A 26,250-nucleotide genomic window follows, 5' to 3' on the forward strand; every position below is an offset into this window, starting at 1 on the left:
TGTAATTAAAAAGGAGTATTCTCTTGAGTTTATTTGGTAACCTTTATAAAGGCTTGTTAAAAACTTCTTCTCGCTTTAGCAACGGAGTAAAAAGTATTTTCTCTAACAAAAAAAAATTAGATCAGTCGCTTTTAGATGAGCTAGAAGAATTGCTAATTAGCATGGATATTGGTCATAAAACTTCCAAGTTGATTATTGACAGGCTCACAAGCATCAAGTTTGACAAGGAAGTTGAGTATAATATTATCTCGCAGCAGTTAATGAACGAAATAGAAGCTATATTGAGCCCAGTTGTGCAACCGTTAATTTTGAACAAAAAACCACATATAATAATGGTATGCGGAGTAAACGGTAATGGTAAAACCACAACTATAGGTAAGCTTGCATATAAATATAAGGAAATGGGAAAATCCGTTATGCTTGTTGCATGCGACACATTTAGAGCTGCTGCTAGTGAGCAATTAAACATTTGGGCAGAACGTTCTGATTGCTTGATTGTTACTGGAGAGTACGGTAGCGACTCTGCAAGTGTGGCATATAGAGCTGTAAGTCAAGCTATAAAAGACAACGTTGATGTTGTTCTAATTGACACAGCAGGAAGGCTGCAAAATAATGTGAACCTTATGGAGGAGTTATCAAAAATATATAGAACGATAAAGAAATTGGATGATACTGCCCCTCATGACGTTATTTTAGTTCTTGATGCAACTACCGGCCAAAATGCTTATAGCCAATTAGAAGCATTTAGCAAAATGGTTAATGTTACCGGGCTAATCGTAACAAAGTTAGATGGCACTGCTAGGGGCGGAGTGGTAATTGGACTTGCAGAAGCTTATAAGATAAAGTTACATGCTATAGGAATTGGCGAAAATATAGAGGACTTAAGGGAGTTTACTAGTAAAGAATTTGCTGAAGCGTTATTTAATTGTAATTAAAGACTTCTCTTAATTCCCTTACGTGACCAAGCTTGATTATTTCAATATCATGAGAAGAATAATTGCCATTTTTAGGCATAATTGCTTTTTTGAATCCTAACTTTTGTGCTTCTTTTAGTCTGAGATCAGCATGCGAGATGTTCCTAATTTCTCCTGAAAGTGCAACTTCACCGCAGATTATTGAAGAAGTTGGCAGCGGTAAATTTACTACACTTGAAATAAGGGAAGCAGCAACAGCAAGATCAGCCGATGGTTCCTGTATTTTGAGTCCCCCTGCAATGTTTAGGTATACCTCTTTATCATGCAAAAACATTTTGCAACGAGCATTTAGCACCGCAATGATCATAGCCAATCGATTAATATCCCACCCAACTACTGCCCTTCTTGGGGTTGCCATATTAGTCCCTGCTATTAATGCTTGCACTTCCATTAAAATTGGTCTTGAACCTTCAATTCCTGCAAATACGGCGCTGCCAACTACTTCTCTGTCATGGGCCATCAGAAACAATGATGATGGGTTATCAACAGGCACAAGTCCTGCTTCAGACATCTCAAAAACACCAATTTCATTTGCAGGGCCAAATCTATTCTTAATAGTACGCAAAATGCGGTATTGATTGCTATTTTCACCTTGAAAATATAATACCGTATCCACCATATGCTCCAAAGTTTTAGGTCCAGCTATTTGTCCATCCTTAGTTATATGGCCAACTATTAAGAGGGAAATACCATATTGTTTCGCAAGAATGGTTAATTCATGTGCGCAAGTGCGGACCTGAGTTACAGTTCCTGGTGCTGATATAATTCTGCTATCATACATTGTTTGTATAGAGTCAATTACTAAGAATTTAATACTTTTGTTTTCCTTTATTGTTGCTACTACATCAGTTAAAGACACTGTAGACAAAAGCTTAATTTTAGGTTCATTTATCTTAAGACGCTTTGCTCTGAGGCTCACTTGCTCTAAAGATTCCTCGCCGGATACATAAAGACATTCAAAAGAGGAAAGTTGCACAACATTAGCTGCAATTCTAAGCAAAAGGGTAGATTTCCCAATTCCAGGTTCGCCACCAATTAAAATGCTAGCACCTTGAACGATACCTCCACCAAAAACTCTATCTAATTCTTCTATTCCTGTTAAAAAACGACTTGGAGTGATAATTTCGCTACCCGATAACGTCTTTATTAAAATTGGCGCAGATATACTTCTTTTGCCCGTTTTTACTGCTATTTCCTCAACAACTGTATCCCAATTGTCACATGCAATACACTTCCCTACCCACCTGCCAGTGCTGTGACCACAGGATTGACATACATATACAGTTTTCATCAAAGCCAAAATTATTTTGTTGTAATTGTAATAAAAATTAGCTGAATATGCGAAGTAAATCTATAGCTAACCCAAGAAAGGGTTCCCTATGTCATACCGCGATTCATTCGCGGTATCTCTAGATCCCGCTAACAAGTAGCGGGATGACGGTTGTCGTTTAGCTACAAACGTTAAGAAATTTACCAAATGAAAAAAAAGGCAAAAGAAGCCCTGGGGTTATTATCCGCTTTAAAATATTGGCGTTTTTTATGTTTTAAACGCTTGACAAGCAAGATTAAGCTGCTTTTAATTGCAACTAACTTACGCTGCAAATGTTTAAGAAGTTTACTAAGCAGAAAAAAAGACAAAGAATCCCCGAGTTAGCTAGTCTTTTACTATCTCTGTCGAGTATTGGCATTTTTTGATGTCTTGTAACGCTTTATAAGCGCGTTCAGCTTATTTAGATAAAAATCTAGATGTAGATGAAGTTTTGTAAAGACATACAGTATCTATGTACTGCAAAAAATTAAACATAAGACGCCGATACATTAAGTAATCCTTACCTTTTAATCTGCAGATTGGCGAAAGCAAATACAATAGCTTCAGTTTTATGATAAGGGTGCTGGCGAAGGGTGTCAAGCAAGTTTTTTGTTTCTATTCCCAATGTTATATGGTTATGTAAGAGGTTGTCCACAAACCAGTAAATCAAGCATATTCCCTACTTAACATAACTTTACTCATAGCCAGATATATGAAACTTTCAGTAGATGTTGTAAGTAAATCGTACTCCTTTGATAGCCTTCTATTTCTATTGATCCAAGCAAAAGTCCTCTCTACCACCCACCTTCTCGGCTGTACTGAAAATCCAGGATCCCGTTGTGGCAATAGTTCTAGTGGTGTATCTTTATGCACCCAAAACCTACATGGAGGCCTTTTGACAATTTCAATATCTATCCCATATTCTCTCTTTACGTAATCCTTTAAATCTTTTCCTTGGTATCCCATATCAGCCCACATTTTCTTAATATTGCTGTATTTTTCCTTCATATTGTCCAATGCCATCTTCACCCCATCTCTGTCATTTTCGCTTGCAGCTCCTACATAGCAACCAAGCACAAATCCTTGAGTATCTGTGATTATATGTCTTTTTCTCCCCTTTACCTTTTTCGCACCATCATAACCTTTGCCCCCCCTTTTTCCGTGGTTTTTACCGATTGACTGTCCACTATGCATGCGCTCGGCTTCCCATTTTTGACCTACTATATTTAGTGATATCATAGTTCATTTTCTCAAAAATTCCCTGCTTTTTCCATCTTCTAAACTGTTCATGCACAGCCTTCCACGGCGGAAAATCGTGTGGTAAATAGCGCCATTGACATCCTGTGCGCAGTATATAAAGAATTGCATTTACTATCTCACACTTACTGTATTTTGGTGGCCTTCCTCCTTTCTTGTACGATACTCTGAAGTGTTTTTCTATTCTTGCCCATTCCCTTTTACTTAAATCTGTTGGATATTTTTTCCTCATCTCTTACCTCAATATTCTTTCTTTATATACTACGTATTCCTTGGTTTGTGGACAACCTCTTACCAACTTAATAAAATTCCTGGATCCCAGTGGGCTTTGTTGCATCGCTAGCTATGATGGATTAAAGATAAAAAAGATAGGGAATATCAGTAGCTTATTATTCTGGTATTTATAACAAGAACGGTCAGTGAATACCTAAATTTGAGTAAAAGAAATTTCACTACCACTCACTAATCTGGCTAAAATTCAAGAATTTCAATGCTTTAGCTATTTTCAATAGAATTAAATTTATTAATATAAATAACAAATTACTATTCTTAAATTTGATCAGATTGATTGCAAAAAAACAAGATTTTCAATAGGTTGCTTATAATCCTAACTATAGTTAGCCTTTCATAAGTAGCGATGCAACAAAGCCATCCCAGTGTCAAGCACTGGGATGACAAGAAGAGGGTACTTGGATAAGAGGCATTGCCCTCCTGGTAGGCCCAAATTGCAATGTCCGTACAGTTATGGATTCATTCGCGGTATAGATTCCGCTAATGAGAGGTTGTCCGGAAACAAGTAAATTCAAGCATATTCCCTCTTTAACATAACCCTACTCATAGCTAGGTATATGAAATTCTCAGTGGATGTTGTGAGTAAATCATACTCCTTCGATAGCCTTCTATTCCTATTAACCCAAGCAAAAGTCCTTTCTACAACCCATCTTCTTGGCTGTACTTTAAACCCTTGTTCTCTTGTTGGTAGTAGCTCAGGTGGCGTATCTTTGTGCACCCAAAATCTACATGGAGGCCTTGTAACAATTTCAATATCTATGTCATATTCTTCCTTTGTGTGATTCTTTAAATTTCTTCCTTGGTATCCCATGTCAGCCCACATTTTTTTAACTTTAGTATATTTTGTTCTCATATTGTTTAATGCTATTTTAATACCATCTCTATCATTTTCGTTAGCAGCGCCTACGTAACAACCTAGTATAAAACCCTGAGTGTCTGTAATTATATGCCTTTTTCTACCCTTTACTTTTTTACTTCCATCATAGCCTTTGATCCCCCCTTTTCTGTAGTCTTTACAGATTGACTATCTACTATACAGGCACTCGGCTGCTCATTCCTTCCTATTTTTCTTCTACTATATTTTGTAATTTCATAATTCATTTTCTCAAAAATTCCCTGCTTCTTCCATTGCCTGAACTGCTCATACACAGTCTTCCATAGCGGAAAATCATTTGGTAAATACCGCCATTGACACCCTGTACGCAATACATAGAAAATTGCTTCTAATATTTCTCTTTTGCTATACTTTGGCGGCCTTCCTCCTTTCTTGTATGATACTCTGAAGTGTTTTTCTATTCTTGCCCATTCCCTTTCGCTTAGATCTGTTGGATACTTTTTTCTCATCTTTACCCCGTACTAAAATTTCAGATATTATAGCCTTTTACTTGTTTCCGGACAACCTCTAAAATAGCATTAAACAATATGAGAACAAAATATACTAAAGTTAAAAAAATGTGGGCTGACATGGGATACCAAGGAAGAAATTTAAAGAATCACATAAAGGAAGAATATGACATAGATATTGAAATTGTTACAAGGCCTCCATGTAGATTTTGGGTGCACAAAGATACGCCACCTGAGCTACTACCAACAAGAGAACAAGGGTTTAAAGTACAGCCAAGAAGATGGGTTGTAGAAAGGACTTTTGCTTGGGTTAATAGGAATAGAAGGCTATCGAAGGAGTATGATTTACTCACAACATCCACTGAGAATTTCATATACCTAGCTATGAGTAGGGTTATGTTAAAGAGGGAATATGCTTGAATTTACTTGTTTCCGGACAACCTCTAAAAAAGGAAATGCTGAAAATTTATTAATTATTACAGATTATCCTAAATTGATTCAGCAGTATGTGAAAAACTGGGAGGCACGAATGTCACAATCTTACAAATACGCTCCCAACTAATCGAGAGCGCTTGCTCAAAATCAGTTTTAAAAACAGCAAGGGAGAGCTTTTTTGATTGATTGGCATAATGATTATGATATAATGAACTAAAAATTTAAGGAATAAAGTAATGGATTATATAAATGATGCTGCCGGTAGCTACACTGCTATTCATGATTTTTTTCAAAACAACGGTGTTGGAGATTACAAAGTTCAATGCAATTATGGTGGGGTGCCGTATGCTACTGATGAGTACGTGCATTCTGGCGATAAATTTTGGAGTAATAATTTCATAGACTCACATTTTGGCAGGGAAATAAAAATGTATCCTCAAAGTGAACTTTTAGCTAAAGAATATGCTGGAAATACGTTGCCAGTTTCAATATCACTAGATAAGGATTTAATAAAAATGAAGGAATGTCAGAAAAAAACGAAATTTGTGGAACTAGAAAGGGAGTCAGGTGATTTAGTGCATGATAAGCAAAAGTATGTAAAGTGTTACACAACAAAGCTATCATATGATGATGTACATATTTACAATAACGATAAAGTTTCAACATTTAGCATAAAATACGACGTGCCAAATGATCCGAAATACAGTTTAAATATAACATTTACAAAGGTTAATGATAATAAACCAGGATTTTGGCAGAAATTTAAAAATATGTTTTAACGTGACCATTCACTGGTTTTTACTCAATCAACCAACAACAGTTAATATCAAATTTTTATAATTAAAAAATAGTATCCGTTCAGGAGAGTGGTTTAAGAAACAATAGATAGGAGATTTTGGAAAGGATTGAGACCCCTTTGTTTCCAAGTTAAGTATAATGAAATTATCCGCTCAAGGAATGTATTTCCCCGCTTTGATTGTGTAAAATATGAGTTTTTGCGATAAACGACATAATGCCGAATTTGCCGTTCAGCGTGGTTATTTGTCAGCGGAATATTTTCTGGGTCATCTAAAAATTTCCACATCATTCTTTCAGATCTCAGAACATTTTTTGCAACTCGAGAGGCTCCAATTGCTTCAGGTAAACGAGATATCTCCTTCAAGTAATACTTTGTACGTTTTCTTAATTTTCTGGCACGTCTGACAAACCTCAAAACATCTATCTCACTTTTTAGTAAAGCTTTTTTTAGTGCAAATAATTCAGTGGCCACGTTTCTCAAGTAACAACCCAGAACTTTAACTTCAATATTCCAACTATGTGCTAATCTTTCAAAATCTCTTGATAAATGTGCCCAACAGATTTGCCTGTTTTTATCGGCAAAATAATTGTATGCTGCATACCTGTCAGTTATTACCAAGCTATTGCGATTGCAGAATTTACTATTTTGTAAAACTTTCATTCCTCTTGACTCTGTAAATTTTACAAAACTTGCCGTATTGCTTGCAAACATCCAACACCAAGCGAGTTTACCTTTGTTATAATGGCTCGTTTCATCAATATGTAGAACTTTACTCCTACTTATCTCTTGTTCGATCTGCTCATACATTTTTTTGCATTTTGAAGCAACTCTATGTTCACTATTTGATATGCTACCGACGCTTATGTTCAAATTGAAGATATCATTTACGACACTCGCTATTTCGCGTTTTGAATTTTTGTAGAATCCGCTGAACGCTGCAATTATTGACTTAACCCTTGGACCAAATGTATCTGGCGTAACACCTTCCGGTAACTTGCTACTTCTTCTCTTTCCGCATCTCCGACAACGGCCATGTTCTAACTGATATTCCACTACATAAGGCTTGATTTCTGGAAGATCAACTTTCTGATGAATATATGGTTTTTCACATATTGCAATTTCTCCTCCGCATTCGCAAGTATTAGGCAACTCTATCTTTACTACTTTATCTGCATCCATGTTGGCGCGAAAACTTCCTTTATGACCAACCTGACCGCCAATATTCCTTTCGCTTTTCGGCTTATTCTTTTTTATTTTATACAACTCTTTGGAACTTGGTATTGATGAATTTTTTGAGCTTAAACCGAGTCTTTCTCTTAACTCAGCATTTTCTATCTTTAAAGCCTTATTTTCTGCTTTTAAACTTTCATTCTCTTTTTCCAATCTTTCTATTTTTGCTTCTAACCTTTCTATTTTTTGCTGTAAATTTTTGCAAAGTTCTAAAAGGTTTACCATATTACTTCACTTTTGCTCTATGATTATCTTCTTAGATCACCTTGTCTACCTTATTCTGCCACTCCGCTGAACGGATACAAAAAATATGCTATTTTTTAAAACTTTCATTCTCCTTGACTCTGTCAACTTCACAAAACAACTCTTGGACCAAATGTATCTGGCATAACACCTTTTGGTAACTTGCTACTTCTTTTTTTCCGCATCTCCGACAACAGCCATTGATATTCCACTACATAAGGCTTGATTTTTGGTAGATCAACTTTTTTATGAATAATACTATGCTTCTCCTTAAATTGACCATTTACCCTAAACGCTATTAGCTTCCTTAAAATTTACATTAATGCCTATTTTGCCTAAACTGAAGCGTCTTTTCCAATTTTTTCTAGCATCAACTCAGCAGCTTTTTGTTCAGCAATCTTTTTACTAGAAGCGCATGCAGAAACTTTACCATAATCTTCTATGCAAACTGATATAGTAAATTCAGGATTGTGCGCTGGTCCAGTTTGTTTTACAAGCTCATACTCTGGTAAAGGCAATTTGTTTTTCTGAGTCCACTCTTGCAGTGAGGTTTTAGGATCTTGAGGGGGGGCAAGCATGCCTTTAGCTAGCTTTTCCCAATATTGGATAATAAATTTTTCAACATTTTCAAGCCCGCCATCAATATAAATTGCACCTATTAGTGCTTCAAGCGAGTTTTCTAAATTTTTTAAGTTACATCTCCCTCCATTGCAGCGTTCACTATTATTCATGATGATAAAGCTGCCTAATTTTATTTCTTTAGCAACATTAGCAATGGTGTTGCCACAAACTAAATCCGTCTTTCTTTTTGCCAATGCTCCTTCTTTTTCTTCAGGAAATAGTTTAAACAGTGTGGCAGATACAACCATATTCAAAACACTATCGCCCAAAAACTCTAGTCTTTCGTAGCTTACAATCTGGTTTTTGCTATTCCTTTTATTTACGCTTGGGTGAGTTAGTGCCTCTTCTAATATTGCATAATTTGTAAATTTATAATCAATGATCTTAGATATTGCATCATTCAAACTCTTCATACCCATTATTTAAAAGAAAAGCACTTTCTACCACCTTTATACCAGAGAATTAGTTTTATTTTATTAAAATAATACCACCAACTTCCAAAATTAATGTATACAACCCACCACCTCACTAATGTTACTAAATCCATCTCTCCTTATTAGTTCTGCAAGTTCTAGATTAATTTTGTTTACAACTTGAGGTCCGTGGTATATGAGAGCAGTGTACAACTGCACCAAAGAAGCTCCTGCCTTTATTTTTTTATATGCATCAGCACCACTTGAGATTCCTCCGCACCCTATCAATAATATTTTGCCCTTAGTAAATTTGTACATATCGCCCAATAACTCGGTTGAAAGTTTAAACAGCGGTTTGCCACTCAACCCACCACTCTCATTATGGTGAGAATGCAGATTATCTCTACTTACCGTAGTGTTGCTTACTGTTAATCCGTCAATCTTATATTCCAACGCAAGCTCAGCGATATTTTCTTTCGTTTGCTGATCTACATCTGGTGAGATTTTTAATATTATTGGTATGGATTTAGAATTATCAATTGATTTTCGGGTTAGAGTTACGGATTTCAACAATTCCGATAATTCTTGCTTATTGTGCAGATTGCGTAAATTAGGCGTGTTTGGGGATGAGATGTTCAGCACTATATAATTGCTCTTTCCATATACTATCTTTATTAAGTCAACATAATCGCTGATTTGGTCCTTTGATGTACTGTTTTTTCCTATGTTGATGCCAAAAATGCAGTCATCAAGCTTGGTTTCATCTATTTGTTTAAGAAAATAGTCTATTCCTTTATTGTTAAATCCCAATCTGTTAATTACCCCTTGATCTTTAATTAACCGAAAAATTCTTGGCTTTTTGTTTCCATATTGTGGATTACGAGTTACAGTACCAGTTTCAATAAACCCAAAACCAAATGAGAGCATAGGCCTTATAACTTCTGCATTCTTGTCAAAACCTGCAGCCAGACCTACGGGGCTTCTGAGCTTATTACCAAAAAAATTCACACTCAAAGATTCTGGTAGCTCTATAGGATTCTTATAAGGTATTTTCTTTAATGCCATAATTGCCAAAGAGTGAGCAACTTCGGGCGGTAGTAAAAATAGTAAATTACGTTTGTAAAACACTTTGCTTATTTTTAGTTTATTTTTTACCATGAAACGCTATAAGAGTATAACCATAACTTGAAAAGAAATTGATTTTACTATGGATAAGCTTTCTCTATAGGCTACACACTTAAAGCTACTGTTGAATTGAGCAACTTTTACAAGATATAGAGAATGAAAGAGGCCGGGACCGGAATTGAACCGGTATAAAAGGATTTGCAGTCCTCCGCATAAGCCATTCTGCCACCCAGCCGTTTTTTATGTGTAGATATCCATTATATCTTTTAGCATAGATAAAGCCTCCTCCCTTTTGCGTTGAAAAGTGTTACGTCCAATGATTGAACCATTACCGCCACCCTGCTTAATTTCTTTCGCTTCATTGTATATGTTATCTACTTCCTTCGATTCACCACCAGAAAAAACTACTATTCTTTTCCCTGCAAAACAAGACCTTTTAACATATTCAATTCTTTTAGATAATGATTCAATATTTTCTGTTTCTATTTTCTCCCTTTCCAAATATTTAGTTGGAAGTTTTACTTTTATTATATTAGCGCCAAGCAAAGCTGCCATGTGCGCAGCATAGGCAATAACATCAACTGCTGTTTCACCTTCTTTGGAAATCCCTTCACCGCGTGGATAAGACCATAGCACTACTGCAAGTCCATAAGATTTGGCTTCAGCTATGATTCCACGGGCTTCCTCCATCATATCGAAACACTTAGCAGAACCAGGATATATAGTAAATCCGACAGCTAAGCATCCCAAACGCAGCGCATCTTTCACAGAAGAGGTTATTGCCTGATCAGAGGTTAGATCCTTTGAATGTAAAGAGTTGGAACTATTAAGTTTCAAAATAAGTGGGAGCATTCCAGCATAAGTTGCAGCACCAGCTTCAATCATACCAAGTGGAGCAGCATATGCACTTACTCCCGAATCAACCGCAAGCTGAAAATGATAATGTGGGTCATAAGCATCAGGGTTAACTTCAAAACTTTTAATTGGACCATGCTCAAATCCTTGATCTACTGGCAGAATCACTAACTTGCCAGTGCCGCCAAGCTTTCCATGCATGAGAATACGAGTAAGATTTGCTTTTACCCCAGGGTTTTCACTTTCGTAGTAGCTTAGGACTTGTTTTACTTTATCACTTATCACTATAATTCAAATTGAATTTAAGTTATAGATTGTAACAAAGATGAAGTTCAATACAAGGATTTTAAACTATATCAAAAGCAATTTTATTTTTTACTTTATTCATATAGATTCTTAATTTCTTTCCTTTTATTAATTTACGATTCAGTATTTCTTCCGCTAAGTAACTTTTTATCTCTTTTTCAATAAGTCTCTCTATCGGACGTGCTCCCATTTCCTTACTATAACCCATTTGTACAAGATAAGATTTCACTTCATCCTCTACTAAGCAGTTTATGCCTTTTTGCGTCAGTTGCTTTTTCAGTTCTAGGATAAATTTATCCACAATATGCAAAATCACATCCGTACTTAAGTCGGAAAAAGAAATAATCGCATCAAGACGATTACGAAATTCAGGGCTAAAAACCTGTTCTATCGCTTTTTCACTATCACCAGTGTTAAATTTTTTATGCCCAAAGCCAACAAAACTTTTGCTGCGTTCAGCTGCTCCTGCATTAGTTGTCATAATTAAGATTATATTGGAAAAGTCAACTTTACGTCCGTAAGTGTCTGTAACACAACCATAATCCATAATTTGTAGCAATATATTATAGATATCGCTATGGGCCTTTTCAATTTCATCAAGCAACACAACACTATATTGATTGTTAGATACAGACTCTGTGAGTAATCCACCCTGATCATAACCTACATGTCCAGGAGGAGAACCAATCATCCTTGATATCGTATGAGACTCAATATATTCGGACATATCAAAGCGTATAAGATTCATGCCCATGCTTTCTGCTAATTGTTTTGCTAGCTCGGTTTTACCAACACCGGTTGGCCCTGCAAAAAGATAATTTGCTAAAGGCTTATTGTAATTTCTCAACCCAGATTTAGCAATTTTAATAGAATTAACAAGAGATTCTATTGCCTGCTCTTGGCCAAAAATCACCTTCTCTAGATTAGCTTTTAAAGACTTTACTTTCTGCAAATCATCAGATTCAGATCCGCAAGGCACATTTGTAATTCTAGTAATGGTATTCTTAATATCTCTACTATTTACAATTTTACCCCTGTTTCTTAGCAATTTACAATATGCCCCTGCCTCATCAATAACATCAACCGCTTTATCAGGTAATATTCGCCCAGTAATATACTTATGCGAAAGTTCAGCCGCAGACCTAATGGCATTCTTTGTATAATATACTCCATGATACCCTTCATAGTAGTGCTTTATACCATCTAGTATCTTTATCGTTTCATTAACAGAAGATTCTTTAACATTAATTTTTTGAAACCTTCTCGCTAGTGCTTTATCTTTTTCAAAACTAGCGCTGTATTCTCTATATGTGGTTGCACCTATACAACGCAGTGTACCTCTTGCAAGCGCAGGTTTGAGTAGGTTACCTGCATCAAGAAAGCTACCACTTGTAGAACCTGCTCCAATGATAGTGTGTATTTCGTCAATAAAAAGGATAGCACCTGGTTTTGCCTCAATCGCTTTTATTATAGATTTTATTCTCTCTTCAAAATCACCTCTATAGCGTGTCCCTGCAAGGAGTGACCCTAAATCCAAAGCATAAATTATACTGGACCTGAGCGCACTTGGAACACTGTTTTCAATGATTTTGAGTACCAAACCCTCAACTATTGTGGTTTTGCCAACACCTGGATCTCCAACATATAAAGGGTTGTTTTTTCTACGCCTCAATAATATTTCTATAGTGCGATTTAATTCATAATCACGACCAATAACATAATCTATTTTTTTGCTTCTTGCATAGTCATTTAAATTTTTACAATAACTTTGTAGAATTTCCTCATCTTTTAGTAGCTCACCTTTATTTACTGTAGTAGGAGCATCATTATTTTTATCAAGTTTTACTTTATGATTAGTGGTGTATTCATCTATATCGTTAGAATATTTCATGTTAGATATGTGGTAAATCAAATTGGAATCTTTCGCACTTTGTTTCTGCAATAGATCTTCAACGTATAAATCTTGCCCAGACAAAATTTCTACTAGAACACTTGCTCCATTTATTTCTTTTTTCCCCAAGCTATGAGCCCGTATTATTGCTCTGTGTATTATGCATTGAAACATTGAGCTAGGTTTAACTCCACTGATAATCAATTCAGAACTGCTTTGTAAAAACCCTTTTATATTATTATTATAATCATTAGCCTTAATATTGCATCTTGATAGAATGTTATCCATACTGATGATTTCATCGGCTCTGATATTACATCTTGATAAAACGTAATTTACATCCACGTCTTTAGTTAACGCCAGCAATAAATGTTCTACTTTCGCATATTTAAGATTAAAATTAGAAGCAATGAATAGTGCTCTATTCAAACTTGCCTCTAAGTTTTTGGAAATCATCTCCTATTCTCTTTAAAAGTGGGAACTCATATATAATGAATAGCACACAATTATTAAAAAAATTGAAATCCAGCAGTTCGCTGTAGCCAATTTGAATCCCACTCTGGATCTACGTCATAGCACCGCAATATCTCAGCATAGATTCCGCTAATGAGTAGCGGAATGACGAGTTTTACGCTTATCAAATTGTAGGTAAATCCTATTTAATACGCTTTTTCTAGTACTCTGCTTTTCTTCTTAAATGCATTGATCTTTTTTCTACCGTATTTAGTCTTTAACGTACTTGGCCTTTTAAAGACCTTTTTGCTGTTACGTTTTTTAAATTGCACACTACAATCAAAATTTAGCTCTCCTTCTTTGTCTGCCAGTGCAGGCAGTCTTCTCTTATCTTGAGGTGTAACAAAAGACAGCGCATACCCTTCAGCTCCAGCGCGTGCAGTTCTACCTATACGATGAATATAGTCAGCTTGCGATTGTGGTGCATCATAATTGATAACATGTTGAATGTGGGGAATATCAAGGCCGCGAGAAGCAACATCTGTTGCAACCATGATTTGATTACGGCCACGACGAAAAGAATTAATGACCCTTTCGCGCTTGTGCTGCCTTAAATCACCATGAATTGCTAAAGCGCTATAGTCATCTTTGTGCAATCTGTTAGCTAGCTGATCCGCTCCTCGCTTTGTTTTGACAAAGATAATGATTGATCCTTCGCGCTGACATAGTTGTGTAACAAGCTTTTCATATTTTTCTGATTCTGATGCATAAACAATTTCTTGCTTAATTTTTACAGAAGTTGTAGCCTCACAATCAACAGAAATACGTTCTGGTCGATTAAGGTACTTCTCAGCAAGTTTTACTATATCTCCAGGAAGAGTTGCAGAAAACATAAGAGTTTGCCTTATTTTAGGCAAATGCTTCATAATTTCTTCAATCTGAACTCCAAAGCCCATATCAAACATACGATCCGTTTCATCAAGCACAAGAACGCTAACATTGCGAGTAATCAAAGTTTTACGCTCAATATGGTCTATAATACGACCAGGAGTACCTATTACAATTTGTGGTTTTTTCTGAAGCTGATTTAGCTGCCTAAAAATAGGCTCACCACCAATCAACAAAGCGACCCTTAGTGCAGAATTTTGAGATAAGAGTTTTCTTATCTCATTTGTTACCTGATGCGCAAGCTCTCTGGTTGGCACGATGACTAAAGCTGAACCAGTGTTAGGCTCATTCAGCAACTTAGCAACCAACGGAATAGCAAATGCTAAAGTTTTTCCAGTCCCCGTTTGAGCAGATCCGAGAATATCTTTACCTTGTAGCGCTAAGGGAATCGCTTGTATTTGAATCGGAGTTGGGACGAAAAGATTATTTTTATCTAGAGCTTGTCTAAGTGAAGCTGGGAGACCCATCTCATGAAAATTATTCACAATACGTTAATCCTGTTAAAAGACTTCATAATAGATTAATCTTCCAATCTTAAATTTATTGCAGATTTTTTATCTTCTCCGTTTCTACCGCGCTCCTCTTTAACCTCATAACTCACCCTTTCTCCTTTTATTCCCTTCTCTTTATTCTCTCCTTTAAGTGCCTCAGGTCTTATTCCCGAACGTTCCAATGTGCTAATATGTACAAAAACGTCACCCCCTTTACCTTCTGGCTTGATGAAACCATAGCCTTTTTCGGCATTAAACCATTTTACATTACCAAATTCCATTTAAACAACTCCTAAATTATTAACTAACATTACTAATGTGATGAAAAACTTTGAAATTACGATTGAGAATGCTTTAAGCTTAGCTATTGAAACTAAACCTTTATACTCCATAGTCTATTCTTAACATTACATGACAATAATACACAATTGTTGTACTTGATGCAAATAAATTTTTTAATCGTTAAGCGAACCTGCAACCGTCATTTCGCTAACTTTAATCGTTGGTGAATTAAATTGCCCACAAAAAGTTAGATCATCTGCAACGACTAAATTGCTAAACATATCCTTCAAATTGCTAGCAATGGTAATCTCATGTATTGGATACGTTATTTTTCCATTTTCTATAAAAAATCCGGAAGCGCCTTGGCTGTAATCGCCATTGATTAAATTGACACCAAAACCAAATAAATCAGTTACATATATTCCCTCTTTCACTTCCTGAATTAATTCTTCAAACGATACATCACCATTCTCAATGTAGAGGTTACTAGCTGCAGGAATAACTGCAGCATTACTTGCACGAGTTGCACTTCCGGTTGTTTCTGAGTCTAATTTTCTAGCCGAGTATAAGTCTAAAATCCAATTTTGTAATATTCCGTTTTTTACAAATATATTTTTCTTGCTAGTTATCCCTTCTCCATCAAATGGTCTCGATGCTATGCCTCTTGGCAACAATGGATCATCGATAATATTAATTCTATCGTTAAAAATCTGAGCGTTTAAACTACCCCTCAAGAAAGAACTGTTGCTTATAATACTGCTCCCGTTTATAGCAGAAGCAAAACTTTTTACTAGCCCTTTTGCTGCTCTTTTTTCAAAAATAACTGGAAATTTACCAGTTTTCATTGTACGTGAATTCAATTGATCAACTGCTCTTTTTGCTGCTTCTTTTCCCATTAACTCTGGCAACTTTAAATCACTAAAATTACATGCTATATCATAATCGTAACCAACCTTCATTTCACTTTCTCTTCCAGCAACAACAGAGACCTGATTAGCAAAGGTTGATTTACTAAACGAGCCAATAAAACCAGAAACAGTCGATAATACTGTATTCACTAAAGCGTATGAAGAAGAGGCTCCTTCAGAATTAGTGATACTCTTATGTGCAAGGGCTGAATTTTCTGCAGCTTCAGCAATTTCTTTTAGGTTATCAACGGTTACAACATTATTATCTGAGATACTTAAATCTGCAGAAGAGATATAATTACTACCATTTACAGCAAAATTAATGCAAGGATCTTCTGGCGCATTCTTTGCCATTTCTACCACTTGGCTTACTGTATCACTCAGATTATTCAAATCGTTTGTAGAAATATACGCAGCTTTGTTTTTACCTGCTATAGCTCTGATTCCTACAGTGCAATTTTTAGATTGTGATATTTGCTCAATTTTTGATAGACGCTGAGAAACTGAAGTCTTATTAGTTTCATATATTGTAACTTCCGCATCTTGATTTTGCTTTTTTATTAGTTTAGTAATATCTGCTGCAATATTTAATATATTCATTTTCTATTCCTTAGATTTCTATAAAGATTCTGCACCACCTATAACTTCAATTAAATCAGTCGTAATCGCTGCTTGACGAGAACGATTATAAAGCAATGCTAATTTGTTCAGTATCTCTTTAGTGTTTCTGTTTGCTGATTCCATAGCAACCATTCTAGCACTATTCTCACTCGTTGCACTTTCAAGTAAAGCAGAGTAAAGAGCAATTACAACGTAATCTTGAACCAAAGATTTTAAAATAAATTCAATATTTTGTGGTTCATACTCATAGCCGTAATCTGTTGTTGGACCAGCCAGAGAGCTATCAATCAAGGATGAGTCTTTACTCCATGGTTTTATTGTTTCCAACATTGGTTTTTGCGTGAAGGTATTATAGAATTTACTATAAAAAACTTTAACTTTATCGTATTTACTTAAATCTATACCATCAACCAAAGCTTCTACGTGCTTTAACGTGATTCCCTTACTATTTTCAATTTTTAAGATACTTTTAGAGTCAAATCTATTTTTACCTACATCAAAAGCTTTTTTACCAAGAAATACAATATCTACTTTTTTGCCATTTGCGATTGACTTATTTACACGCTCTTGACTAAATTTGACAATAGAAGAGTTAAAGTTGCCGCACAAGCCACGATCAGACGCAATAATGAATACTAGGTAAGAACCGTCGTTACTGACATTTAGAATTTTTGCCAGTAATTCTTGATCAACTGATAGCATTAATGAAAAAATAATGTTATGCAGCTTAGATACATATAATTTTGAATTTAATAACTTCTTTTGGCTTTGTAACAACTTTGCTGCAGAAACCATTTGCATTATTTTCGTGGTTTTCTGTACAGACCTAATATTCTTAATTCTTAAGGATAATTCCTTTAAGCTCTTCATTTTGTATACAACCCTGATTTATTAAAATATATAACTGTTAGTGTCTAAAAGCAAGTTTTTTTGACATTAAAACCAAGTCTAGCTAAGAAACTTGCAGGTTTATTGTTTGGAGATAAGGATTATATTAAGAAAGTGCTCTAACTTCAGCAATATCAATGTGAAAGTAGCCTAATGGTAATTTCTACACTTTGTGGAATTTTATAATATATAATAAACACAATTAAAACTATTACAACTTGAACACTTATGATCCCATTGTTCTAGTTCCCTGTTACAATTTTTACATTTCCAGCCTGGATCAGGCAAAGCTTCTGAGCCCATCTTGTTTAGCCAATAAATTACCTTGTCGTGTTCTTGCAATGTAACCTTGAGTTGTATTACAATAAAGTAGATTGACATGTAATTAGCTTTTTTCATAGCAGTGTCTAAATATTGACTTGCAAGATCATATTTACCTGAACTCATTGAGGACAAAGCAAGTAAACAGTAACTAAAATAATAATCAGGGCGTAAGTTGTATAGTCTTTCAGCACCTTTACTATTTAAATTGATGTACATTTTAGCTGACTGAGGAGTAGGATTTACTGTATACTCTGCCTCTAGCACTGCAGAAGCTTTTCTGATTTTTCCAAGTTTAATATATAATTCTGCCTTTAAATAATTGATGGGCTGAAAAATTGCACTATAACGTTGTGCTCTAAATAAAGACTTTATAGCCTCCTTAAAATTTCCTTTACTTTCATATTGCTTTCCTAAAGCGCAATAAAACACTGCAAACATTTCTTTATGATCAAAGGGGAGAAAAATATTGGACTTAACTGCTTCCTTCAACCTCAAAATTGCATTAATCCAATCTTCTTTCAATATGCCATGCTCTATTTGAAAGGGAATAGATAGCATTTTATCGTTAATTGAACTAGAGCAATATTCTATAAATTTTTGAAAGACTACTTTTTCTTGTTTGAGGTGGACAATCAGCTTATTGGCTAGAAGTAGAGCTAAGTTACGATTTTTATTTGCAATATTTGTTAAACCGTTACTGAAAAAGCTGTAATTTCCCGTCTTACCTGAGTTAAAGAGCTTTATTAAAGACAACCTATCGCTCTCCTCACTCAGACTTTTAACTAGCTTTTGGGCATTCTCTATATTGTCTAAGTCTATGCTAAAGAAAGCTTCAAAGAGAAGCAATTCTTCCCTATCCCTTCTTCTATTTCTTATGTTGGCAAATGTTGATGAAATGGAGGAAAAAAAGCGTACAAGTGTAATTAATAAAAATAATAAAACTACACAAGTAAAAATAATGAAATATAGATCAATACTTATAGTGTAATTGCCTAATTCCAATTTTATTACTTCACCACTTACCTTGACCCATATACCAAATAAAAACGAAAAAGCGAAAATTATAAAATAAATCATGAGATATATTGTAATAAGTGATGATATATTGTTGAAATATTCTTAGAAGCTACAATAAAACCATTCAATTTATTCAGCCATGGCTTGAATTCTGAATGCGTTAAATTGCTTACTGTAACAGTTATATTTTGCCAATCATTATCATTTATTGACTCCTCAATTTCTGCGAATTTTACTCTTAATGGATCATTTCGGTCGTCTACCTTTATCCAGTTTGAAATGATTTTTTTAGACAATGTACTTTTGTTGTAATCGATAGTATCAATAGTTTTTTCAAAAGATAACTTCAATTCGTGTAAGGTATTTATCTCTTTCAAATTTTCTAATTCATCTACTGCATTTTCTATCTCTGGATCGTCAAGCTCTGATATCAAAGGCTTTATTGAATTTATATGGTTATCAAATTTTGCTTCTCGCAATAACGAATTCTTCATTTTAACCACAAGTAATAGCAATTTTGCAAGGTTCTTACATCTTGAGTTATTATCACCTTGCTCACATTGAGTATGCTGACTTCTCTTGAGGTCAAATATCTTTTTTTCTATTCTAGATTGATTAACTTCAAGCAACATTCTAAATTCATCCATGTTTTCCGTTAAAGCTTTCACATTGTTTTCACTCTCTTGCTGATTTATTTTTAAAAAGATTATGTTATTTATTGTGATGTAACCGGTAAATAACAATACAATTAAGAACCAACCTATGTACTTTTGCTGAGTATCATTCATAACGTAGTATCTCCGCAGGATCTTGTGCAGCTGCCTGCAATGCAGGAGCAATTGTCGCTAAAAATGATAAGAATAATGCAAGTGCAGAAATGTTCACTACATCTTGAGGAACTAATATCATTGGCAAACTTGAAAAAAAGTATATCATAGGATCAAACAGCTTGACGTTAGTAATGTTTTCTAAAAACACTCTAATGCTTTCGATATTGAGAGAAAAAACGACACCTATAATACAGCCAAGACAAGTTCCCGTAAAACCGATTAATAGACCACAAGCGCAAAATATACGCATAATGCTTCCACTTGTTGCACCAAATGTACGCATAATTGCAATCGCGGATTTCTTTTCTTGCACTATCATCATTAAATTTGAGATAATATTAAACGCTGCTACAACTATAATCAAAGTGAGAATTAAAAACATCACATTTCTTTCAGTTTTTAAAGCACTAAAATAATGGCTTTGCTGTGATTGCCAACTTTCAGCTTCCATTCCTATTTCTTTTTCTATAGCATCTGCCAGCTTATCAGCTCTAGTAACGTCGTCTACAAGTACTTCTATATTTTTTATGCTATTTTTATAATTAAAAAAGGCTTGTGCTGATTTTAGAGGCATATATATCAAGGTATTATCATACTCAAACATACCCATATCAAATATTGCTATAACTTTATATTTTTTCATTCGCGGCATTTCACCAAGTAATGCATCAAATTCTTCAGATGATATAAACGTAATTTCGTCGCCATAGTCAATGTTCAAAACTTCTGCTAAGCGTGCTCCTATTATTATCCCTTCATCAAATTTTTTTACATCACCTATAATTACATTATTTGTAACGGCAGTACTATCAAGCAAATCTTTAGTTGACACACCTCGCACTACGCTACCTGCAATTTTACCATTTGCTACAATAATAACTTGATCATTGGTCATAGGAGTAGCTTTTAATATACCAGGAATTCTCTCAATAGATTTTGAAACTGCGTAGTAATCTGAATTTATGTTCCTATCAAAATAAACGTTAATATGGCCATCAATGCCAAGTATTGAGTCAAGCAACTTTGCTCTGAATCCGTTCATCACAGACATCACCACTATTAGTGTTGCAACTCCAAGGGCAATGCCGATAATAGAGAACAAAGTCATTATAGAGCAAAATCTGGCATTTCTTGCTCGCAAATAGCAAGCAGCCATAGTAATTTCAAAGGCAATGGACATTACAAAATATTTTGAGGTTAGACATTATATTTTTGAAACTTCGTATAATTGTAGACTTTTCTTTATTTAAAAACTAGAGATTTTTGCTTCCTTAAATTTAGCAGACTTATAGAGTATCTTTAACATTAGAATTTCAAAATCTTCCATATACATCATCCAACCTCACTATATCATTATCAGATAAATGCTCTCCTATCTGAAATTCAACTATTTCAAGTGGAGAGCTTGTGCTTTTATAACATAGAAAAAATCAAGAATATTATTGGGTTTATTCAATAAGTTATAATTCTTTCCTTCCATAATTTTCAAATTGTACAACTAGTTGCTTTACATTTACATCTGTGAGAAGAGCATTTTTGCTAACATGAGGTCTCGGATCAGATTTTGCTGATAAGGGATTCATCTGAGATATTTCATCCCTCATTGGAAATAAGCGAGATTGGGAAGCAACTTTTGGTGATGGCCTAGTTTTTTTCTCCACATCTATATTCACTTGTGCAACAGGAGGGGTCCTGCTTTCAATAGTTTGCGCATTAGGACTTTCTTTTGCTTGATTTTGTTTGAATTTTTTTCTTATCTCTTGTACTTTAATATCGATATTATAATTAATTTCTTTTTCCATAGAAGATACTACCATTTCTAGCTTTGTGCTTGATTTTTGATCAGTATGACCTAACTTTTTAAGTTTTAGTGGTAATTCAGGTTTATCTTTAGTTGATTTAGGAACAGTTCCTACTACTTTTGGTTTTTGTCTAACTTCTTGACCAGCAGTAAACATTTTTTTTGGCAATGGGGGTGCTATTGATGATTTTGGCAATATTGGAGGTTTAGATTGTTGTTTTTGTTTAAGTTCTCTTTTTGCTTCCATATGTTCTTTAGGAACTGTTACATAAATTAGCTCTTCTCTAGGCGATTTTGAACTTTGTGAATTTTCTGTTAAAATTTTACTCTTCTTCTCTTGATAATTTGATATCTCTTTGTATCCAGGCTTTTCATCTAATGAATTTCCATGGCCTGAATCCTCAGAAGGATTTTCCTTAGCATCAGGCATACTAAAACTATTAGCTCCTTTTAGTAAAGAAGATGTAGACTTTGCCTTGCTTTCTCCATCTGAGGATATTTCTGATTTAAAGCGTACCTTCCTCGAATCTGGAGCAGCCGGAGGTGCTGTTGTTGGTCGCTTTATTTGCCTCATGCGATTACCACCTAATTTTTCTTTCGGCTGTTCTTCTTTTCGCAGCTCAAAAGTACCTTCCTTTTGCTTTCTACCTTCCAAACTCACTTCGTGTGATCTATCTTTTCCTTGACTCTTTTCACTTTGTTCTAAATTTAAAGAATCTTTTAAAATATTATTTTTTCTGAAATCTTTTTCTAATTGTTCCAAGAGATCAATTTTTTTTAAAATTCTTGTATACTTAGCTGCTGTTTCTAAAGTGAAACTTGACAACTCATCATTTATAAAATTACTTATACTACTGTTCTTGGTTGGAAAATTTTTTCCCAAAATTCTATTCATTAATGTTTTAAAAAGACCTAATGGCTGTTCTACATAATTGTTCAAGTCAGTATATATAACAAACTCAGCTATACCTTTTGCCTCACCTGTAAAACCTTCTAATGCATGAGATAAATCCCTTAACGTTTTGTTATATTGTTTCTCTGCATTTCCTAGCTTTACAGCTTTGATCAGAGAATCGAGATTTTTTTTATAGTTCTCACTTTTAAATGGATTATTCATACTAATTACAACTCATTATTTATTAAAATATGGGTATAGGTTTAAAATATTAAGATTTAGTAAATATTATTTTTTACATAAAGCAGCTATACCCATATTATAAATTGCCAACAAATGCATTTATGGCGTTACCATATTCTTCCATATACATCATCCAATCTCACTATATCATTATCAGATAAATGCTCTCCTATCTGAAATTCAACTATTTCAAGTGGAAAGCTTGTGCTTCTATTTTCAATCCTATGGGAAACTTCCCTTGGGATTTCTATCATATGGTCCTTTGCTATAGCATATTCTTTGTCTTCTAAACTAACATATCCAACTCCTGATAGCACTATATGGTATTCATCTCTATAGTGATGGAATTGCTTAGAAGTGCAGCTTAATGGATTGATAAAAAGATATTTTATAAGAAAATTTTCGCTCATTAAAATTATACTACAAAATCCCCATGGTTTAACTTCTTTCCTTATCACCTTTACTTTCTTAACTTTATGAATAAATGAAATTAGACTTTTGTTTGGTTGCTTAGAGGTTGTCCGGAAACAAGTAAATTCAAGCATATTCCCTCTTTAACATAACCCTACTCATAGCTAGGTATATGAAATTCTCAGTGGATGTTGTGAGTAAATCATACTCCTTCGATAGCCTTCTATTCCTATTAACCCAAGCAAAAGTCCTTTCTACAACCCATCTTCTTGGCTGTACTTTAAACCCTTGTTCTCTTGTTGGTAGTAGCTCAGGTGGCGTATCTTTGTGCACCCAAAATCTACATGGAGGCCTTGTAACAATTTCAATATCTATGTCATATTCTTCCTTTATGTGATTCTTTAAATTTCTTCCTTGGTATCCCATGTCAGCCCACATTTTTTTAACTTTAGTATATTTTGTTCTCATATTGTTTAATGCTATTTTAATACCATCTCTATCATTTTCGTTAGCAGCGCCTACGTAACAACCTAGTATAAAACCCTGAGTGTCTGTAATTATATGCCTTTTTCTACCCTTTACTTTTTTACTTCCATCATAGCCTTTGATCCCCCCTTTTCTGTAGTCTTTACAGATTGACTATCTACTATACAGGCACTCGGCTGCTCATTCCTTCCTATTTTTCTTCTACTATATTTTGTAATTTCATAATTCATTTTCTCAAAAATTCCCTGCTTCTTCCATTGCCTGAACTGCTCATACACAGTCTTCCATAGCGGAAAATCATTTGGTAAATACCGCCATTGACACCCTGTACGCAATACATAGAAAATTGCTTCTAATATTTCTCTTTTGCTATACTTTGGCGGCCTTCCTCCTTTCTTGTATGATACTCTGAAGTGTTTTTCTATTCTTGCCCATTCCCTTTCGCTTAGATCTGTTGGATACTTTTTTCTCATCTTTACCCCGTACTAAAATTTCAGATATTATAGCCTTTTACTTGTTTCCGGACAACCTCTTATACCAATTCCCATTACAGGGCAAACAGATGGACAATGATGGAAGAAAAGCCATACTGAAGTAAGTAAAATAGCGAGGTTTAAATGGCATTAAGATCAAAATTATTGGATGAAAAAGTAGTAGAATCAGCAAAAGAAATGCTGAAGAAAGTAAGGAATAATGCATATGTTTCAAAAAAACTAAATGCTGTAATTGCAGCAAAAAAGTACAGTATAACGGCTGTAGCAAAAATATATTGCATTTCAAGAAGCGCACTAACTTCGTGGGTAAAACTCTTGAAAATTGGCAGAGAAGAAAAACTGTTTGCTCCTTCACAACGTCGTAGAAAAACTAAATTAAATCAGGCTCAACTACAGCAAATTGAAGAGTGGATAGAAGAAAATCCTAATATCACCATTAAAGAAATGAGAATAAGAATCCAGGAAAAGTTCGGATTAAATATCAGCAAATCTACAGTACACCGCCATATGCAAAAGATGAAATTCTCATATATTACACCAAGACCAGTTCATAATGGACAAGATAAAAGCAAACAAGAGGAATTCAAAAAAAAATCTCAATGGAGCTATTAGCAAGTATCCAGAAAAAGAGCTATTTTTCTTTGATGAATCACGGTTTGGCACACATTCAAAAGTTGGACATGGGTGGTTTAAAAAGGGGATTAGAACACAGGTTAAAACAAAATTAGGTAGGCAAAATTTCTATCTCTATAGTGCAGTTAATCCTAGAAATGGAGAGAGTTCTAGCTTATTTGCACCAAATGTCAACACTGATTGCATGAACATATTTCTTGAGCAAATTTCGCAATATCTAGAAACACGAGAGGCTTTTCTCGTTATGGACTGTGCTAGTTGGCATAGGTCAAAAAATTTAAAGGTACCTAAAAATATCGACATTATATACCTACCTCCATACTCACCTGAGCTAAATCCTGTTGAGAGGCTTTGGTTATATATAAAACAGAACATTTTGCGCAATAAAATATACGATACAATTGCTCTACTTGAGGGTGCTTTGTGCAAATTTATTACTTCTCTTGCCAGCTCCACAATTAAACAACTCTGCAATGTTTCCTATTTGACTGGACAACAATGAGAATTGGTATTACAAGCTCCACTCAATAAATTTTTATTACTTTCTGTCGTTGAAACTGGTTCTTTTTCTCTAATCACATGCTGAAATGATGCCGGTTCTTTACTAAACTTCTCACTCAATTCTAAAACTGAATTCCAAGTTCCAACATCCAACCAATCGAAATTAGCTTCTATCATTGCAACGTTTTTTGCTTTCTCCATCACCAAGTAATCAATGGATATGCCTTCAATTCCTGCAAAATCTCGTTGTTTTAAATACAGAAATCTCTCTTGCGGTGTGAAATATTTAAAACATAAATTGTAAAGATTCGGGGCAGATTTTTTAATCTCATCTATGTAGCGTTTTGCTTTAAACACAAATATTCCAGAGTTTCAATAATGATCGTTACTTAACTTACGCTCGGGCTTTTCTGTAAAATCTTTCACTATATGACATTTTTCTTTCTGATCATATACTGCATTTATATAGCCGTATTCAGAATTGAATTCATGAGGCTTAACCCCAAAAGTGACTATAGAGTTAGTTTCAGAGGCTAACTTAGACGCTTTTTGAGTAGAAGCATAAAAACTATTCAAATCACCTATAAAATGGTCTGAAGACAGAATTAACATTGTCTCGTTTTCATTGCAGAGAAGTGCAGCAATTAATATTGCCGCTGCTGTTCCAATTTTCACTGGTTCGAAAATCACTTTATATTCTTGCAGTGCATGCAATTCCTCCATCACTAATGACTCGTACTGTATATTTGTAGCAATTATGGGCGGCATATAATCGCTTTTTAGCCTCAACAAAGTGTTGTGAAACATAGTGTTCTGACTAAATATTTTCTGAAATTGCTTTGGCTTAGATAAAGGCCAAAGTCTGCTACCACTACCACCACACAATATTATAGGGCGCATTTAGTTAAGATATTAATTAAATAATTAATAT

20 protein-coding genes, 1 tRNA gene and 4 pseudogenes are annotated in these 26,250 nt (G+C 34.6%); 5 read left to right on the plus strand and 20 right to left on the minus strand.

Annotated elements, in window-relative coordinates; all coding sequences use genetic code 11:
- The first annotated feature begins 23 nt into the window (after positions 1 to 23).
- Positions 24 to 935 (plus strand): signal recognition particle-docking protein FtsY, encoded by a 912-nt coding sequence (ftsY, locus tag AAGD74_RS00200; RefSeq protein ID WP_338482545.1) that lies wholly within the window; start codon positions 24 to 26, stop codon positions 933 to 935.
- Here the strand turns inward: ftsY and radA are convergent.
- The 3 genes and pseudogenes from radA to AAGD74_RS00215 form a co-directional block, all read right to left on the minus strand.
- On the minus strand, positions 922 to 2,265 hold the full coding sequence (radA, locus tag AAGD74_RS00205; protein ID WP_338482544.1) for a DNA repair protein RadA: 1,344 nt from the start codon (positions 2,263 to 2,265) through the stop codon (positions 922 to 924). The genes ftsY and radA overlap by 14 nt on opposite strands.
- A 684-nt stretch (positions 2,266 to 2,949) precedes the next feature.
- Positions 2,950 to 3,772 (minus strand): annotated as a pseudogene (locus tag AAGD74_RS00210) (IS5 family transposase).
- Positions 3,773 to 4,342: 570 nt separating this feature from the next.
- Positions 4,343 to 5,175 (minus strand): IS5-like element ISWpi1 family transposase gene (locus AAGD74_RS00215; protein ID WP_338482219.1). Its coding sequence is split into 2 segments (ribosomal slippage): positions 4,343 to 4,806 and positions 4,806 to 5,175, totalling 834 coding nucleotides; the frame shifts between segments, so codons are not numbered across the junction.
- 60 nt (positions 5,176 to 5,235) lie between these two features.
- On the opposite strand from AAGD74_RS00215, the pseudogene AAGD74_RS00220 reads away from it, so the two are divergent.
- The 3 genes and pseudogenes from AAGD74_RS00220 to AAGD74_RS00230 all read left to right on the plus strand — a co-directional run.
- Positions 5,236 to 5,595, plus strand: a pseudogene (locus AAGD74_RS00220) (IS5-like element ISWpi1 family transposase); the annotation flags it as partial.
- Between the two features lie 19 nt (positions 5,596 to 5,614).
- Positions 5,615 to 5,737, plus strand: a pseudogene (locus AAGD74_RS00225) (phospholipase D family protein); the annotation flags it as partial.
- Positions 5,738 to 5,846: 109 nt separating this feature from the next.
- Positions 5,847 to 6,389: a hypothetical protein gene (locus AAGD74_RS00230; RefSeq protein ID WP_006279913.1), complete on the plus strand. Its 543-nt coding sequence runs from the start codon at positions 5,847 to 5,849 to the stop codon at positions 6,387 to 6,389.
- 92 nt (positions 6,390 to 6,481) lie between these two features.
- On the opposite strand, the gene AAGD74_RS00235 is transcribed toward AAGD74_RS00230, so the two are convergent.
- From AAGD74_RS00235 to AAGD74_RS00315, 16 genes are all read right to left on the minus strand, one after another.
- On the minus strand, positions 6,482 to 7,864 hold the full coding sequence (locus AAGD74_RS00235; RefSeq protein ID WP_007548562.1) for an IS66-like element ISWen3 family transposase: 1,383 nt from the start codon (positions 7,862 to 7,864) through the stop codon (positions 6,482 to 6,484).
- A 353-nt stretch (positions 7,865 to 8,217) separates the two neighbouring features.
- Positions 8,218 to 8,916, minus strand: a complete 699-nt coding sequence (rnc, locus tag AAGD74_RS00245; RefSeq protein WP_264373631.1) for a ribonuclease III — start codon at positions 8,914 to 8,916, stop codon at positions 8,218 to 8,220.
- 90 nt (positions 8,917 to 9,006) lie between these two features.
- Positions 9,007 to 10,074, minus strand: coding sequence for a quinone-dependent dihydroorotate dehydrogenase (locus AAGD74_RS00250; protein WP_077188430.1), 1,068 nt, complete (start codon positions 10,072 to 10,074; stop codon positions 9,007 to 9,009).
- Positions 10,075 to 10,204: 130 nt separating this feature from the next.
- A tRNA-Cys gene (locus AAGD74_RS00255) sits at positions 10,205 to 10,276 on the minus strand.
- 5 nt (positions 10,277 to 10,281) lie between these two features.
- Positions 10,282 to 11,178 carry a class I fructose-bisphosphate aldolase gene (locus tag AAGD74_RS00260; RefSeq protein WP_038228077.1) on the minus strand — a complete coding sequence of 299 codons (897 nt, stop codon included), beginning with the start codon at positions 11,176 to 11,178 and terminating at the stop codon, positions 10,282 to 10,284.
- A gap of 64 nt (positions 11,179 to 11,242) precedes the next feature.
- Positions 11,243 to 13,549: an AAA family ATPase gene (locus AAGD74_RS00265; RefSeq protein ID WP_341810652.1), complete on the minus strand. Its 2,307-nt coding sequence runs from the start codon at positions 13,547 to 13,549 to the stop codon at positions 11,243 to 11,245.
- A gap of 203 nt (positions 13,550 to 13,752) precedes the next feature.
- Entirely contained in the window at positions 13,753 to 14,979 is a 1,227-nt protein-coding gene (locus AAGD74_RS00270; protein WP_010963123.1) for a DEAD/DEAH box helicase, read from the minus strand.
- Between the two features lie 35 nt (positions 14,980 to 15,014).
- Positions 15,015 to 15,266, minus strand: coding sequence for a cold-shock protein (locus AAGD74_RS00275; RefSeq protein ID WP_006279919.1), 252 nt, complete (start codon positions 15,264 to 15,266; stop codon positions 15,015 to 15,017).
- A 174-nt stretch (positions 15,267 to 15,440) separates the two neighbouring features.
- A complete protein-coding gene (locus tag AAGD74_RS00280; protein WP_010081974.1) occupies positions 15,441 to 16,775 on the minus strand; it encodes a TldD/PmbA family protein in 1,335 nt (444 codons plus the stop codon).
- A gap of 18 nt (positions 16,776 to 16,793) precedes the next feature.
- On the minus strand, positions 16,794 to 17,666 hold the full coding sequence (gene atpG / locus AAGD74_RS00285; protein ID WP_010081973.1) for an ATP synthase F1 subunit gamma: 873 nt from the start codon (positions 17,664 to 17,666) through the stop codon (positions 16,794 to 16,796).
- Positions 17,667 to 17,864: 198 nt separating this feature from the next.
- Positions 17,865 to 19,085, minus strand: coding sequence for a heme biosynthesis protein HemY (locus tag AAGD74_RS00290; protein WP_338976887.1), 1,221 nt, complete (start codon positions 19,083 to 19,085; stop codon positions 17,865 to 17,867).
- The gene (locus tag AAGD74_RS00295; RefSeq protein ID WP_038250643.1) at positions 19,082 to 19,813 is read right to left on the minus strand and encodes a hypothetical protein; all 732 of its coding nucleotides are present in this window, start codon (positions 19,811 to 19,813) and stop codon (positions 19,082 to 19,084) included. Before AAGD74_RS00295 ends, AAGD74_RS00290 begins: the two co-directional genes overlap by 4 nt.
- A complete protein-coding gene (locus tag AAGD74_RS00300; protein ID WP_006279924.1) occupies positions 19,806 to 21,035 on the minus strand; it encodes a lipoprotein-releasing ABC transporter permease subunit in 1,230 nt (409 codons plus the stop codon). Before AAGD74_RS00300 ends, AAGD74_RS00295 begins: the two co-directional genes overlap by 8 nt.
- 280 nt (positions 21,036 to 21,315) lie before the next feature.
- On the minus strand, positions 21,316 to 22,773 hold the full coding sequence (locus AAGD74_RS00305) for a hypothetical protein (RefSeq protein ID WP_341810653.1): 1,458 nt from the start codon (positions 22,771 to 22,773) through the stop codon (positions 21,316 to 21,318).
- A 128-nt stretch (positions 22,774 to 22,901) separates the two neighbouring features.
- Positions 22,902 to 23,339 carry a phosphomannose isomerase type II C-terminal cupin domain gene (locus AAGD74_RS00310; RefSeq protein ID WP_341810654.1) on the minus strand — a complete coding sequence of 146 codons (438 nt, stop codon included), beginning with the start codon at positions 23,337 to 23,339 and terminating at the stop codon, positions 22,902 to 22,904.
- A protein-coding gene (locus AAGD74_RS00315) for an IS5-like element ISWpi1 family transposase (RefSeq protein WP_236514306.1) occupies positions 23,332 to 24,164 on the minus strand; the annotation gives its coding sequence in 2 pieces (ribosomal slippage) (positions 23,332 to 23,795 and positions 23,795 to 24,164; 834 coding nt in all). Before AAGD74_RS00315 ends, AAGD74_RS00310 begins: the two co-directional genes overlap by 8 nt.
- A 144-nt stretch (positions 24,165 to 24,308) precedes the next feature.
- Between AAGD74_RS00315 and AAGD74_RS00320 the strand changes: the two genes are divergently transcribed.
- Positions 24,309 to 25,320, plus strand: a protein-coding gene (locus AAGD74_RS00320; protein ID WP_265029767.1) for an IS630 family transposase whose coding sequence is annotated in 2 segments (ribosomal slippage) — positions 24,309 to 24,770 and positions 24,772 to 25,320 — 1,011 coding nt in all. Because the reading frame shifts where the segments join, the coding sequence is not laid out codon by codon here.
- Here the strand turns inward: AAGD74_RS00320 and AAGD74_RS00325 are convergent.
- Positions 25,299 to 26,219 (minus strand): annotated as a pseudogene (locus AAGD74_RS00325) (mannose-1-phosphate guanylyltransferase). The gene AAGD74_RS00320 and the pseudogene AAGD74_RS00325 overlap by 22 nt on opposite strands.
- Between the last annotated feature and the right edge of the window lie 31 nt (positions 26,220 to 26,250).

The organism is Wolbachia endosymbiont (group A) of Campoletis raptor (genome assembly GCF_964026755.1).
GTDB classification, from domain to species: Bacteria; Pseudomonadota; Alphaproteobacteria; order Rickettsiales; family Anaplasmataceae; genus Wolbachia; species Wolbachia pipientis.

Coding starts and splice junctions, on each gene's coding strand:
- AAGD74_RS00305 (WP_341810653.1), bottom strand. CDS start 22,773: ATGAATAATCCATTTAAAAGTGAGAACTATAAAAAAAATCTCGATTCT.
- AAGD74_RS00290 (WP_338976887.1), bottom strand. CDS start 19,085: ATGATTTATTTTATAATTTTCGCTTTTTCGTTTTTATTTGGTATATGG.
- AAGD74_RS00235 (WP_007548562.1), bottom strand. CDS start 7,864: ATGGTAAACCTTTTAGAACTTTGCAAAAATTTACAGCAAAAAATAGAA.
- AAGD74_RS00295 (WP_038250643.1), bottom strand. CDS start 19,813: ATGAATGATACTCAGCAAAAGTACATAGGTTGGTTCTTAATTGTATTG.
- AAGD74_RS00230 (WP_006279913.1), top strand. CDS start 5,847: ATGGATTATATAAATGATGCTGCCGGTAGCTACACTGCTATTCATGAT.
- atpG (WP_010081973.1), bottom strand. CDS start 17,666: ATGAAGAGCTTAAAGGAATTATCCTTAAGAATTAAGAATATTAGGTCT.
- AAGD74_RS00310 (WP_341810654.1), bottom strand. CDS start 23,339: ATGCTTGAATTTACTTGTTTCCGGACAACCTCTAAGCAACCAAACAAA.
- rnc (WP_264373631.1), bottom strand. CDS start 8,916: ATGAAGAGTTTGAATGATGCAATATCTAAGATCATTGATTATAAATTT.
- AAGD74_RS00280 (WP_010081974.1), bottom strand. CDS start 16,775: ATGAATATATTAAATATTGCAGCAGATATTACTAAACTAATAAAAAAG.
- AAGD74_RS00275 (WP_006279919.1), bottom strand. CDS start 15,266: ATGGAATTTGGTAATGTAAAATGGTTTAATGCCGAAAAAGGCTATGGT.
- radA (WP_338482544.1), bottom strand. CDS start 2,265: ATGAAAACTGTATATGTATGTCAATCCTGTGGTCACAGCACTGGCAGG.
- AAGD74_RS00300 (WP_006279924.1), bottom strand. CDS start 21,035: ATGTCCATTGCCTTTGAAATTACTATGGCTGCTTGCTATTTGCGAGCA.
- AAGD74_RS00250 (WP_077188430.1), bottom strand. CDS start 10,074: ATGGTAAAAAATAAACTAAAAATAAGCAAAGTGTTTTACAAACGTAAT.
- AAGD74_RS00265 (WP_341810652.1), bottom strand. CDS start 13,549: ATGATTTCCAAAAACTTAGAGGCAAGTTTGAATAGAGCACTATTCATT.